The following is a 13,367-nucleotide window of genomic DNA, read 5'->3' as shown; positions in this document are numbered from 1 at the left end:
AATGGCCAATCTGATTGCAACGCTGCGCTACGCAGCCAGCGGAACCGGTGTGCCCTGGCGGATGCGCTGGCTGACGGGGCTGGCGGGACTGATCGTCGGGCTTTCCGTCTGTTGCGCGCATGCGCAGCCGGGCGCACGGCAGTCGCCGGCGCTGGCGCTCGACGTGCAGGGCAAGATCGCCAATACCAACGACGCCGCGCATCGCACCTATCACTTCAACGAGGCTCAACTGCTCGCGCTGCCCGTGCATACGATCACGACCTCGACCACCTGGACGCCGCGCTCGACGTTCACCGGGCCCAGGCTCGCCGACATCCTGAAGGCCGTCGGCGCGCACGGCACCCAGATCGAACTCCACACGTTCGACGACTACACCTACACCGTGCCGGTGTCGGACTGCGAACGCTACGGCGTGATCGTCGCGTACAGCATGAACGGCCAGCGCCTGAAACTCAGCGACTTCGGGCCGCTGTTTCTGATCTATCCGCGCGACGCTTTTCCAGATGAACTGACTGGCGCGGTCGGCGACTCGAAATTCGTATGGCAGATCAAGGCCCTCATCGTCAAATAGCGCGCCGTCCGTGGCGGCGCGTGTTGAACGTGCTGATCTGGCTGATGGCGCTCGCGGCGCCCGCCGGCGCGATCGGCTATCTGCTCTATGCGAACCTGTTGAACCCGCGCGCGACCGAGCAGCTGACCGGTACCTACGACGGTTTCTACTGGGACGCCGCGCAACTGCAGATCGCGTACGCGCGCTTCGAGAACCAGCTGCTGCTGTATCAGTCCGGTGCCGACGACGATTATCAGCAGTTGCAGCTGCGCTTCCAGCTGCTGCAATCGAAGCTGCGCGTGATGGCCGGCTCGACGCATCGGCTCTCCGCGCAGCTCGCTCTGTTGCAACGGCAGCTCGACGAAATCAAGACGCTCGAGACTGTGCTCGACGACATCCAGCCCGAGATCGAGGTACTGCAGCGCGACCGTGCGCGTGCCGCGCGGATCGACGCGCAGCTGCGCCAGCACTGGAGCGAGGTCAACGATCTCGCGCTGTCGCGCCGTTTCGCCGATGTCGCCGACCGCGAGGCGATGAACCGCGATTTCATCGACAAGCGCCGCATCCTGTTCGCGGGCGGTCTGGTGCTGCTATTGCTGTCGGCGGCGGCGACGCTGCTGCTCGTGCTCAACGGCCGGCGCCGCACGCGGCTGATGCGCCAGCAGCGCGCGGCGCTGGAAGCCGAGCATCAGGCGAGCCGCGCGGCGCGCGAGGCGAGCCTCGCGAAGGATGCGTTTCTCGGCATGATCGGCCATGAACTGCGCACGCCGCTGCATGCGATCGTCTCGTCGGTGGAACTGCTCGGCTTCAACTATCACTCGGAGGCCGACCGCAAGGTGATCCAGCGGCTCGAAACCGCGGCGCGCCATCTCGAGGCGCAGATGAAGGACCTGACCGACTACGCGCGCCTTGGCGCCGGCAAGCTCGAACTGCGGCACCAGCATTTCGAGCCGCGCGAGCTGCTGGCGTCGATCGTCGATGAACACACGATCTCCGCCAGGACGCGCGGGCTCGAGCTCGAAAGCGAGGCGAGCGGCGCGAGCGGGCTCGTCGAGTCGGACCCGCACCGCATCCGGCAGATCGTCAACAACCTCGTCACCAACGCGATCCGCTACACCGAGACCGGCACGGTGCGCGTCGAACTGCGGCAAGAGCCGGCGCTGCTGATTTTCGTCGTCAGCGATACGGGGCCGGGCGTGCCGTCCGAACAGATCCCGCTGATCTTCAAGGAGTTCACGCAGCTCGACGCGTCGCGCACGCGCCGCTTCGAAGGCGCGGGGATGGGGCTCACGATCGTGCAAGGGCTCGTGAAGCTGTTCGGCGGCACGGTGGATATTGCGAGCACGGTCGGCGAGGGCGCCAGCTTCACGGTGACGATCCCGGTCGTGCCGGTCGCAACCGTCGAGCCGGCCGAGGTCGCGGAGCAAGCCGAGCCGGACGGCGCGCAGCCGTGCGTGCTGATCATCGACGATAACCGGCTGATCCGCGAGTCGCTCAGCGAAATGGTCGCGCACATGGGCTACGACTCGCTCGCATTCGGCAATGCCAACGACGCGCTCGCGTGGCTCGACACCCACCGCTGCGAAGTGGTGCTGCTCGATCTGCACATGCCGGAGCGCGATGGCTACACGTTTCTCGAAGACTTCGCGACGCGCGACGGACCGTCGGCGGGCGTGCCGGTGATCGTGGTCAGCGCGTACGCGCCGGAGGTCGTGCGCAATGGCGAAAGTGGCGCGACTGGCGTGCCGTCGGTGTTCGAGGCGCTGTTAAAGCCAGTCCATTACGAGGATCTGAAGCACGCCCTGCAGCGGGCGCTGGCGGCGCGGCATCAGGCGTGAGCGCGTGAGCGCGTGAAGGCGGCGCTGCCGCGAACGGGGCGCGCATCGGCGCCCGCGCTTCAGGGGCGGTTCAGCCGCTTCGACAGATCGGCGACGAGGATCGCCATGCGCGCGGGCTTCTCGTAGCACGCGACGTCGTAATCGCGGATCACCTCGCTGATCTCCGATTCGCTGGCCTTGCCGGTCAGCAGTTCTCCGGTGAGCACGAAGATCGGCGCGTCCGGGTTCTCCGACGCGCGCACCGCGCGAATCGCGGCCGCCGAGGTCTGCGAGCCGAACAGCCAGTCGATGATCACGCCGTCGAACACCTGCGTCTGCAACTGCTCGCTGAAGGCCGCGAGCCCATAGATCGCGACCGCCGTGAAGCCGCTGCGCTCCAGATAATCGCGCAGGTTATCGGCGCTTGCACGATCGTCGTCGACCACCGCGATGGCCGGCTTGTCGGTCTCGGCGCGGCGCGGATAGATCTCGATCTTGTGGACTTCGTACGCGCTCTGATACAGCGCGCCATCATGACGCGAGACGCGCCATTGACCGAGCCGCGAATAGGCGACGAATTCCGGGCGGCTACCCGGTTCGAGCGCCGCGCCGACCCACGCGGTGCAGGCGATTTCGGTCGCGCCGATGCAGAACACCGCCTCCTGGGCGATCGCGCCGACGACGCCCGGATCGAGCGACTGCGCGCCGAATAGCTGCGCCGCGGGTTCGTCGAATACCTCGGCGACTTTCTTGATCTGCGACAGCGTCCACGGACTATTGCCGCGCAGTTTGCGGTGCCCCTGAGAAAAACTCAGATCGAGGATGCGGCATAGCTCCGTGGTTTGCTGTCGCTTGCCGATTCCATGCCTGCTCATCAACTCGCGCACGCGCTCGGCAACCGCGATGGAGTCGGGTGAGTGTGTTTCGTTGGCCATGCTGGGTGAAAATCCGCCGGGTTAAAAGGTACATCTGGAGCGCGGTCGGCAGGCGCAAGCCGACCCTGCGCATGCTATGCGCATGAATCGGCCACGCGGGGACAGCAAATGTACCGTAAAAAAATCACCATTTATGATTTTGTCAGACCGGCCGCCGAGTCCGCTGATGCAAGCGACGCCATGGCCGTGCCGGTGACTTTGATGCATTGAGCATCAAAAGGCATTCTACCGGTGAAACGATGACGAAACCGTAGGGAATCCACGAATGAGTAGTGCGCAAGGCGACGGATCCGGCCGCTTGCCGCAAAGCCCGGCAGGTCCGCCCTTGCGGAAAAGCCAGGCGAGAGGCGCAATGAAAAGTGTTCAGCTTGCCGGCATCGTGTCGAGCCGGGCCGCCGAATTTTGAAGTCCTTTGAAAATCCGCTCGGCGACCTTGCCCGGAAAGCGCTCGGGCAACTCCGCCGAGACCCGATCGATCACGCCAGGTGTCTGCTCGATCAGACGCTGGAGCAGCGGCTCGGCGTCGGCGCCGTACGAGCATTTCAACGCCATCGCGTTGAAGTGTCGCCGCTGCACGTCGCGAAACGCATCGTGCTTGCTGCGCGACCATAGACCCATCGCAAGCCGCGCCTTGTACCACGACCACTGGTTCGGGCCGTTGCCCTCGACCGGCCAGATCGACATCACGTCGTAAAGCGGCGTCAGACGGTACTGGCCACCGGCGAGCAGGCGGATGCTGAAGTTCTTCGCGTGGCCGTCCGGCGCGGCCAGCATCCAGAACAGGATCTGGCTCGCGAGCAGGGTCTCGATGTCCTGCCGCGCCTCGACCGATTGCTGCAGAATTCGCGCGAGGTCGAGCACGCCGGGGCCGCCCTCGTTTTCGTACTTGCGATGCGACGGCACGCCGTAGACCTGGCAGAAATCTTCCTGCGGCAGACGCAGCAGCCAACTGCCGCTCGAATGCATCTGCCGGTCGAAGCGTTCGACGGCGAGCACGCGCTGCTTGCCGAACCTGAGCACCTCGGTGTTCGCGACCGGCAGGCCGAACGCGCGCAGAATCCGCAGACACAGCCACTCGTTTTCGACCGACGTGCTGAGATCGGCGAGCCGGTTGCCGACCAGCCCGAGCGGCAGCTTGAAGATATGCGTGGTCGGCGTCGCGCCGTGCGGCCGTTGCCATTGGCCGTCGTGCCACAGCAGCGCGGTTTTCTCCTGCGCGCCGGCGAGCGAGATGCGGAAATCGTCAAATTCGTCGGGCGCGCCGAGCGTCGGTTTGCCGACCGTCTGCGCGAGCAGCGCCTCGATGTCGTCGTCGGAAAGCGGCGTGCCTTCGATGCGCTGGACCCCGGCCGGCGCGTCGTCTTCGGCGAGCAGCTGGACCGCGCCGACGCAGTCGCGGCCGATGGCCTGCAGCAGGTCGAACGCTTCGAGCGTTTCGGTCCGGTAGCGCTGCGCGATGCGTTTGCGGATGACGTCGCTGTCGGGCAGCAGGTTGTCGAAGTAGTTGAGCACCCGCGGCCCTTTGTGCGTCATGTTGCCGGGCGTGAACGGCAGCGACAGCGACAGCGGACGACCCGCGGGCGACGCGATCCAGGCGGCCTCGTAGGCGAACTCCATCGGGCCGCGCGCGGGCAGCCGCCAGAGCCCGACGCGCTCGCCGTTGGCCCACACCGACAGTGCCTTCGAAGCGGTTTGCCGGGCCATCTCACCACTCGACGTTCGGTGCCGGCTCGGAGCTCGGCTGATTTTTGTCGCGCAACTGCAGTTGCAGGCCGTAGGCGCCGCACAGCGCGAGCAGCTGGGTGAGCGTGAGCCCGCTCGCATCGGTTTCGAGCGCGGAAATGCGGCTTTGGCTCACGCCGACGCGCGCGGCGGCCTCGGTCTGCGTGAGGCCGGCCTGGCGGCGGCTGGCCGCTAGCAACTGCGCGAGCTGGTCCGACGTGGCGATCAGGTGGAGCATGGCGGATTATCTGCGAGACGAATAAACGCAATTTATGCGTAAGACGAATATTTGTCAAATATTTGCGTGACGCATAATCGACGAATATTCGTGTGACGGATAATCGGGCATTCCGACAGGCGCCGGCTGCGACCAGCCGCGGTGCCGACTGTCGCTCGTCATTGCGGACGATGGCTCCCACTGCGAAGATGACGCCCACATCTCCAACCCGCCCACCCATGACCACGACTTACCCGCTGCACTCGACCTTCACGCCCGCCGACCAACCGTTTCCCAGCCACGCCGACGTCGTGATCGGCGGTGCCGGCATCATGGGCTGCGCGGCCGCTTATTTCCTGGCGTGGCGCGGCCTGTCGGTGGCGGTGCTCGACAAGTCGCGGATCGCCGGGCAGCAGTCATCGCGCGCGTGGGGCTTCGTGCGTCAGCAGGGTCGCGAAGCCGCGGAGGTAAACCCCGCGCAACCCCGCCCGATACAACCCAACCCGACCGATACCACCGATGACCGAACCCGTTCTCCGCCACGCCGACGTCCCGTACTACACGCAATGGGGCAGCCCCGAGTGGGTGCACGCCATCGTCGAACAGCAGCGCGACCCGTGCGACGATCCGCACTGGCAGCGCAGCGGTTTCGCCGACCCCGAGCGCTATCGCTTCTGGGCGCAACGCCTGTGCGGGCTGACGTGCCTCGAGTCGGCTCTCGACTACTGGAGCATCGATCACGCGCCGCGCGCCGCACTGCTCGACGACGCGCTGCGGCACGGCGTATACCGGTTGCGCGACGATGGTGGCGTCGACGGTCTGATCTACCGGCCGTTCGCCGACTGGGCGGGCCCGGCGTTCGGCCTCGATATCGAGGTGCTGCCGCAGGCGTCGCTCGAGGAGATCGCGGCGCGGCTCGACGCCGATACGCTCGCGATCGTGTCGGTGAGTCCCGAGATCCGCTATCCGGAGCGGACGAACCGGCGGCGGGGCGGTCATCTGATCCTGCTGCACGGGCGGGATCGCGGCGGCGTGTGGTTTCACAACCCGTCGGGCGTCGCGCCGCATCAGTCCGACGTGTACCTGCCGTTCGCGACGATCTCGCGTTTCCATGCAGGGCGGGGGATGACGCTCAGCCGCGGCACGAGCTAGCCGGCGCGCTGGGCATGAAGCGGAGTTCGCGATTCGGCGGGCAGTAGACGTCCACACGACTGGTCAATTTTTTCGCGCTCGGTTACGGTGACGTCATGCCCACTCCATCCCCATTGGATCGTTCCGCCCATGACCCGCCCGACCACGCAGATCTTCGACGCCGCCGCCACCGCGCGGCTGATGCCTTACGCAGCGCTTGTCGACGCGTTGAGGCTCGCTAGCATCGACTACGCGCAACGACGCATCGTGAGCCCCGAGCGGCTCGTCGTGCCGCTGAACGCCGGCGGCGTCATGCTGTCGATGCCCGCCACCGCGCCCGATCTCGCGATCCACAAGCTCGTCAATGTGTGCGCGAGCAACGGCGCGCGCCATCTGCCGACGATCCACGGTCAGGTCATGGCCTTCGATGCCGATACCGGCGAGACGCTGTTCATCCTCGATGGTCCGACAGTGACGGGGCGCCGGACCGCGGCGATGTCGATGCTCGGCATCGCGACGTTCGCCGCGGGCGCGCCGCGTGAATTCCTGCTGATCGGCACCGGCACGCAGGCGCTCAATCATCTGGAGGCGATCGGCGAAGTGTTTCCCGACGCGCGCGTGTGGGTCAAGGGCAGCGCGCCCGCGCGCGCCGAAGCGTTCTGCGCGGCGCAGCGCGGCAAGGTGCGTGAGCTGCGGCCGCTCGCGGATGCGGGCGCGACGATTCCCGCTTCGGTCGACGTCGTGATCGCGTTGACCACGAGCAAACAGCCGGTCTACGACGAGACGGCGCGCGCCGAGCGGCTCGTGATCGGCGTCGGCGCTTTCACGCCGCAGATGGTCGAGATCGGCGCGACTACGATCGCGGGCAGCGCGCTGTTCGTCGACGATCAGGCTGGCGCAATGCACGAGGCCGGCGATTTCATCCAGGCCGGTGTCGATTGGGCGCGGGTGGGCGGGATCGCCGCGGTGCTCGAGCAGACGCAGCCCTTGCCGGCGGGGCCGGTGGTGTTCAAGAGCGTCGGCTGCGCGGCGTGGGATCTGGCCGCATGCCGGGTCGCGCGTGACGGGCTGGCGCGCGGCTGACCGTCAGCGGCCCAACCGGCAAATAATCCCGCAAAATATCCGGAAAAAACGACTGTCTGGCGCGCAAGGTTGGCAACTTGCGCTAACCTGCGGCAGATGCTGCCGTGCAAACTATCTCAAAACGTTGCACCATAGATGTTTGCCGGAAAAAGCGCCATAGCGGACGTGAGCCGTAGCCCGTCCGCCCGCCGCCGATTCCTGATCGACGCCTTCCCCCTAGACGCTGCGACCGTGCCATGACGACCCAACAAGCTCCTGCCACACCCGACCTGCCGCTCGACATGATCATCTTCGGCGGCACCGGCGACCTGTCGTTCCGCAAGCTGCTGCCCGCGCTGTACATGGCGCATCTGCACTGTAACCTGCCACCCGACACCCGCATTCTGACGATCGGGCGCAAGCCCTGGTCGCGCGAGGAATACATCAGCGAATTCATGGAGCAGAAGGCCAAGCCCTTCATCGACGAAAAAGCGTTCGACGCGTCGGCGTGGGACAAATTCCTCGCGATTTTCGAATACGTGCGGATGGACGTCGATGCGGCCGAGGACTACCTGCGCCTGAAGGAAGCGTCGCGCGACGGCGTGAACCGCGTGTTCTATCTGGCGACCTCGCCGGATCTGTTCACCCATATCTGCGACAACCTGTCGTCGGCCGGGCTCGTCGACGGCAATTCGCGGGTGGTGCTCGAAAAGCCGCTCGGCCACGATCTCGCGTCCGCTCAGGAAATCAACAACGCGGTCGGCAAGCATTTCGAAGAAGCGCAGATCTACCGGATCGACCACTACCTCGGCAAGGAAACCGTGCAGAACCTGATGGTGCTGCGCTTCGGCAATCCGATTTTCGGGCCGCTGTGGCAGGCGCCGTACATCAAGAGCGTGCAGATCACAGTGGCCGAAACGGTCGGCGTGGGCAGCCGCGCGGGGTTCTACGACAAGACCGGCGCGCTGCGCGACATGGTGCAGAACCACCTGCTGCAACTGCTGTGCATCGTCGCGATGGAGCCGCCGGTGTCGCTCGATCCCGACGCGGTGCGCGACGAAAAGCTGAAGGTGCTGCGCTCGCTGCGGCCGATGACGCCCGAGGACATCGCGCGCGACACGGTGCGCGGCCAGTACACGGCGGGCGCGGTGGATGGCGAGGCGGTCAAGGGCTACCTCGAGGAAGACAACGTGCCGGCGGGCAGCCGCGCCGAAACCTTTGTCGCGTTGCGCGCGCGGATCAACAACTGGCGCTGGGCCAACGTGCCGTTCTTCCTGCGCACCGGCAAGCGGATGCAGAAGAAGCTGTCGGAGATCGTCATCGAATTCTCCGATCTGCCGTTCTCGATCATCCCGAGCGGTGGACGAACCTACGGCAATCGTCTGGTGATCCAGTTGCAACCCGAAGAGTCGATCCAGCTGCAAGTGCTCGCGAAAGAGCCGGGCAGCGGCATGCACATGCTGCCGGTGAGCCTGAACCTCGACCTGCAGCAGGCGTTCACCGAGCGTCGCGCGGAAGCCTATGAGCGGCTTCTGATCGACGTGATCCGCGGACGTCTGACGCACTTCATGCGCCGCGATGAACTCGAAGCGGCATGGGCGTGGGCCGAGCCGATTCTCGAAGGCTGGGCGAAGTCGGGCGAGCGGCCGCGCTCATATTCGGCGGGCACGTTCGGACCGGCGGCATCGACCGCGTTGATGACGCGGGAGAACGCCGTGTGGGCGGAGGAATCGCAGTAACGGGCTTTTGACAGCGCGCTATTCGAAGCGGCTCGCGACGTGGCAGTGGCGTCGCGAGCCGCTTTTGCGTGTGCTGTCGTTGCCGCGCTGATCATTCGTCATTCATCCGGCTTGCGCCTATGATGGTTTCCTTGTCCGCGTCACTCGGCGGCATTCCTAACGGGGCATCGATGGGGCGAATTCTCGTGGCATTGATCTGGGCGGCAAGCGTGGCAATCACACTCGATTTCACGGCTTGCGCCAGCAGCAGTCTCGATGCCCGGAGCGATCCGCCGAAGGTGATCATCGACAGCGACTACAACACGCTCGGCGACGACGGCCAGCTCGGCGTGATGGCCGCGCAATTGCAGGCGCAGGGCGCGCTGAAAGTGCTCGGCATTACCGTGGTGTCGGGCAATCAGTGGCTGAAGCAAGGTGTTGCCGATGCGCTGAAATCGGTCGAACGACTCGGCGTCGAACAACAGATCGGCGTCTATGCGGGCGCCAACTACGCAATGACGCACGACTTCAAAACGATCCGGCGGGAACTGAAGGAATTCCCCGGCGGCGATGGCTATGTTGGCGCATGGAGCAAGCCCGAGCCGAAATCGGCTAGCGACCTCGTCGCGCCGCCGGACGGCTTCGCGACGCACACGAAGGTGCAGAGCCAGAGCGCGATCGACTTCATCGCCGAATCGGTCAAGCGGTACCCGGGCGAGGTGACGATCCTCGCGATCGGCCCGCTGACCAACATCGCGTTGGCCACGCGCGAGCATCCCGAGATCGTGCCGCTGATCAAGCAGATCATTTACATGGGCGGCGCGATCGACGTGCGTGGCAATACCACGCCCGCCGCCGAATTCAACTGGTGGTTCGATCCCGCAGCGGCGAAAGCGGTGCTGCGTCTGCCGATCAAACAGACGGTGATTCCGCTCGACGTGACGGATACCGTGAAAATGGACAAGGCACTGTACGATCGCGTCGCGCACGATCCGGCGAAGCAGACCATCATCACGCAACTGTTCAGGACGCTGAACGGCTACGGATACGACGGCAAGAACGGCTTCGAGACCAATCCGAACTACACGACGAACATCTGGGACACGCTGACGCTCGCTTATCTGATGCATCCGTCGTTCGCGACGCAGACCGTCGAGGAGTGGGTGGATGTGGATACGGGCTTCGGCGCCAACGATGGCAAGGCAAGGGGCTACACGAGTTCGCCGCCGCCGGGTTTGCAGAAGATGACGGTCGTCAAACGATTTGATAATCCGGCGTTTTTTAATTTCTATGTCGATCTGCTGACGCGGCCGGTGCCGGTGCGGCCGTTGGACTAGTCAACGCGCGAGCGCCCGCACCCGGACCCGCTTCACGCGGGATGCAGGCCGCGCAGCAACTGACGCACGCGCGACAGATCCTGCTCGACGTGCCCGGCTTTCTCGAACAGCTCCGCGAGCCAATCGACGAACGCGCGCACGCGCGGCGACACGCGGCGGTTCTTCACATACGCGACCGAGACCGGCATCGGCACGGGTTTCCATTGCGGCAGCACTTCATGCAGCAAGCCCGAATCGAGGTAAGGCTGCGCGGCGATGCGCGCGGGCTGGATCATGCCGAGGCCTTGCAGTCCGCAGGTCAGGTACGCCTGTTCGTCGCTGACTTGTACGAAGCCGTTGAGCTTGACCTTGCGCGCTTCGCCGCCCACTTCGAAATCGAAGTCGCATTCGCGGCCGCTATGCGGCGACACGCAGTTGACCGCGACGTGCGCGCGCAGATCGTCGAGATCGGCGGGCGTGCCGTGGCGGGCCAGGTAGGCCGGACTCGCGCAGGTGACCTGATCGAGCGTGCCGAGTTGCCGCGCGACGAGATTGGAATCGGGCAATTCACCGAGCTGGATGCTGCAGTCGATTGCTTCGGAGACCAGATCGATGGTGCGGTTGCTGACGCCGATCGCGAGGTCGAGGTTCGGGTAACGGGTGTGGAACTCGTCTAGCGACGGCAGCACGATTGCACTCGCTACCGCGCTGGGCATTTCGATGCGGAGGCGGCCGGTCAGGTTGTCGGTCGAATTACGGAGGCTGGCTTCCATTTCGTCGATGTCGGCCAGGATTTGCGCGCAGCGTTCGTAGTAGGCGGCGCCCTCCGGCGTGATGCTCAGGCGGCGCGTCGTGCGGACTAACAGCGCTGTGCCTAGCAGGGCTTCCAGGTTCTGGACGATCGTCGTCGCCGTTGCGCGCGGAATGTTTAATGACTCCGCTGCGCGGGTGAAGCTGTTGGTGTCCACAATTCGGATGAATGTGCGCATTGCAGTTATTCTGTCGATCACTGGGATGCTCCAAATGGTTTTTGTCTTTTTTGCCTGCGGCGGATTTGTCTTTGTTCTTGTGGTGTTGGCCTTTCCTTGCTGACTTATCGGTCTATTAGCGTTGCCCCTGTGCGGGGCGGCACCTACTTTCTTTGCTGCTGCAAAGAAAGTAGGCAAAGAAGACAGCTCAAACCGCCAATTCTTAAGCGGGCACCGTGCTCCACGAATGGCAGTGGTGCATCTGGAATCCGTGCCCCCGCACATTCCACGGCAGTGACAAAGCCGTCATCCATCCCACTCCGCACTACGTGCGTCGCGGACGCGTATGCAAGGGAAACCAGGCTGTTTTTTTATGTTAGTGGGACCATCGGCTGCGCCTCGGCGACGCGCCGAAACGACCAATGGTTTGAGAACAGCGCTTCGGCGCGCGCAGCGCCGCCGGAAGAATGATGGCCTTGTCACTAACGCGGAGTGTGCGGGAACACAGATTCCAGATGCACCACTACCCGCGGTGGACAAAGGGACCCGCTTAAGAGTTAGCGGTTTGAGCTGTCTTCTTTGCCTACTTTCTTTGCAGCAGCAAAGAAAGTAGGTGCCGCCCCGCACAGGGGCAACGCCAATAGACCGACAAGAAATCAAGGAAAGGCCAACGCCCTAAGAACCCAGAAAAAAAGGGCGAAGGCAAAAAAAACACAACAACAAAACAGAACCCCGCGCCGCAGGCGCAAAAAAACCACCCGCTGCGCGGCCAAAAAAGTTGCTATTACTTCCGCATCGAATCCATATCAACCACAAACCGATACTTCACATCGCTCTTGAGCATGCGCTCATAAGCTTCATTGATCTTCTGCATCGGAATCATTTCAATATCGGAAGTAATGCCATGCTCGCCACAGAAATCGAGCATCTCCTGCGTCTCGGCAATACCGCCAATCAGCGAACCAGCAAGGCGCCGCCGCTTGAAGATCAGATTGAACACCTGCGGCGACGGATGATCGTGCTCCGGAGCGCCCACCAACGTCATCGTCGCGTCACGCTTGAGCAGATTCAAAAACGGATTCAGATCATGCTGCGCAGCCACCGTATTGAGAATGAAATCGAAGCTATTCACATGCGCTTCCATCTCCTGCGGATTCTTCGAAATCACGACTTCATGCGCGCCAAGCCGCTTCGCATCCTCGATCTTCGACGGCGAAGTCGTAAACAGCACGACATGCGCGCCCATCGCCCGAGCGAGCTTCACACCCATATGGCCGAGTCCACCGAGGCCGACAATCCCGACTTTCTTGCCCGGGCCCACGCCCCACGTGCGTAGCGGCGAATACGTGGTGATGCCTGCGCACAGCAGCGGCGCGACACCCGCGGCGTCGAGATTCCGCGGCACGCGCAGCGTAAAAGCCTCATCGACGACCAGTTGCGTCGAATAGCCACCGTAAGTGACCTGTCCGTCGACGCGATCGACACCGTTATACGTGCCCACCCAACCGTTCTCGCAATACTGCTCGAGACCTTCCGCGCAGCTTGAACAGGTGCGGCACGAATCGACCAGACAGCCGACCGCGACCAGTTCACCGACCTTGTACTTCGTCACGTTCGGACCAACCGCGGTCACACGGCCTACGATCTCGTGGCCCGGCACGACCGGGTAGATCGTGTTCTTCCATTCGTTGCGCGCCTGATGCAGGTCGGAATGGCACACGCCGCAGTACAGCACTTCCATCTGCACGTCGTGGGCGCGGGGTGCGCGGCGCTGGATTTCAAATGGGGCGAGCGGCGCGGTCGCGTCGGTCGCTGCATAGGCATACGTCGTGCTCATGGATGGCTCCAGCAAAGAGGGTGATGGCGTAACATGCGACGCGCCGACGATGCGCAACACTGGGTTGCGGATGCGGCGGGCCGCAGCATGAACC

Annotated in this window: 11 protein-coding genes; 6 read left to right on the top strand and 5 right to left on the bottom strand. The window is 64.2% G+C overall.

The window, feature by feature from the left end:
- The first annotated feature begins 1 nt into the window (after nt 1).
- Together OKW27_RS15435 and OKW27_RS15430 are read left to right on the top strand one after the other, a co-directional pair.
- The gene (locus tag OKW27_RS15435; protein WP_429333997.1) at nt 2-571 is read left to right on the top strand and encodes a molybdopterin-dependent oxidoreductase; all 570 of its coding nucleotides are present in this window, start codon (nt 2-4) and stop codon (nt 569-571) included.
- Nucleotides 541-2,388, top strand: coding sequence for an ATP-binding response regulator (locus OKW27_RS15430; protein WP_429333996.1), 1,848 nt, complete (start codon nt 541-543; stop codon nt 2,386-2,388). The genes OKW27_RS15435 and OKW27_RS15430 overlap by 31 nt, the downstream gene beginning before the upstream one ends.
- Nucleotides 2,389-2,447: 59 nt before the next feature.
- Here the strand turns inward: OKW27_RS15430 and OKW27_RS15425 are convergent, their stop codons facing one another.
- The 3 genes from OKW27_RS15425 to OKW27_RS15415 form a co-directional block, all read right to left on the bottom strand.
- The gene (locus OKW27_RS15425) at nt 2,448-3,302 is read right to left on the bottom strand and encodes a helix-turn-helix domain-containing protein (protein WP_090806040.1); all 855 of its coding nucleotides are present in this window, start codon (nt 3,300-3,302) and stop codon (nt 2,448-2,450) included.
- Nucleotides 3,303-3,665: 363 nt separating this feature from the next.
- Nucleotides 3,666-5,006, bottom strand: a complete 1,341-nt coding sequence (locus tag OKW27_RS15420; protein WP_429333995.1) for a type II toxin-antitoxin system HipA family toxin — start codon at nt 5,004-5,006, stop codon at nt 3,666-3,668.
- A 1-nt stretch (nt 5,007) separates the two neighbouring features.
- Nucleotides 5,008-5,262, bottom strand: coding sequence for a helix-turn-helix domain-containing protein (locus OKW27_RS15415; protein ID WP_090806037.1), 255 nt, complete (start codon nt 5,260-5,262; stop codon nt 5,008-5,010).
- Nucleotides 5,263-5,480: 218 nt separating this feature from the next.
- Here OKW27_RS15415 and OKW27_RS15410 point away from each other — a divergent pair, with 218 nt between their 5' ends.
- The 4 genes from OKW27_RS15410 (at nt 5,481) to OKW27_RS15395 (ending at nt 10,489) form a co-directional block, all read left to right on the top strand.
- Nucleotides 5,481-6,440 carry an FAD-dependent oxidoreductase gene (locus OKW27_RS15410; RefSeq protein WP_429334613.1) on the top strand — a complete coding sequence of 320 codons (960 nt, stop codon included), beginning with the start codon at nt 5,481-5,483 and terminating at the stop codon, nt 6,438-6,440.
- Nucleotides 6,441-6,522: 82 nt separating this feature from the next.
- On the top strand, nt 6,523-7,455 hold the full coding sequence (gene lhpI / locus OKW27_RS15405; RefSeq protein ID WP_429333994.1) for a bifunctional Delta(1)-pyrroline-2-carboxylate/Delta(1)-piperideine-2-carboxylate reductase: 933 nt from the start codon (nt 6,523-6,525) through the stop codon (nt 7,453-7,455).
- 236 nt (nt 7,456-7,691) lie between these two features.
- On the top strand, nt 7,692-9,173 hold the full coding sequence (gene zwf / locus OKW27_RS15400) for a glucose-6-phosphate dehydrogenase (protein WP_090806032.1): 1,482 nt from the start codon (nt 7,692-7,694) through the stop codon (nt 9,171-9,173).
- A 170-nt stretch (nt 9,174-9,343) separates the two neighbouring features.
- The gene (locus OKW27_RS15395) at nt 9,344-10,489 is read left to right on the top strand and encodes a nucleoside hydrolase (RefSeq protein ID WP_429334612.1); all 1,146 of its coding nucleotides are present in this window, start codon (nt 9,344-9,346) and stop codon (nt 10,487-10,489) included.
- A 32-nt stretch (nt 10,490-10,521) separates the two neighbouring features.
- Here OKW27_RS15395 and OKW27_RS15390 read toward each other — a convergent pair whose 3' ends face one another.
- Both OKW27_RS15390 and OKW27_RS15385 read right to left on the bottom strand, forming a co-directional pair.
- Nucleotides 10,522-11,478, bottom strand: a complete 957-nt coding sequence (locus OKW27_RS15390) for a LysR family transcriptional regulator (protein WP_429333993.1) — start codon at nt 11,476-11,478, stop codon at nt 10,522-10,524.
- Nucleotides 11,479-12,220: 742 nt separating this feature from the next.
- Nucleotides 12,221-13,273: an NAD(P)-dependent alcohol dehydrogenase gene (locus OKW27_RS15385; protein WP_429333992.1), complete on the bottom strand. Its 1,053-nt coding sequence runs from the start codon at nt 13,271-13,273 to the stop codon at nt 12,221-12,223.
- Between the last annotated feature and the right edge of the window lie 94 nt (nt 13,274-13,367).

The sequence above is a fragment of the Paraburkholderia sp. 35.1 genome, from assembly GCF_050436525.1.
GTDB classification, from domain to species: Bacteria; Pseudomonadota; Gammaproteobacteria; order Burkholderiales; family Burkholderiaceae; genus Paraburkholderia; species Paraburkholderia tuberum.
The sequence above is the reverse complement of the archived record's forward strand: the minus strand, read 5'-3'. Positions and strand labels throughout refer to the sequence as shown.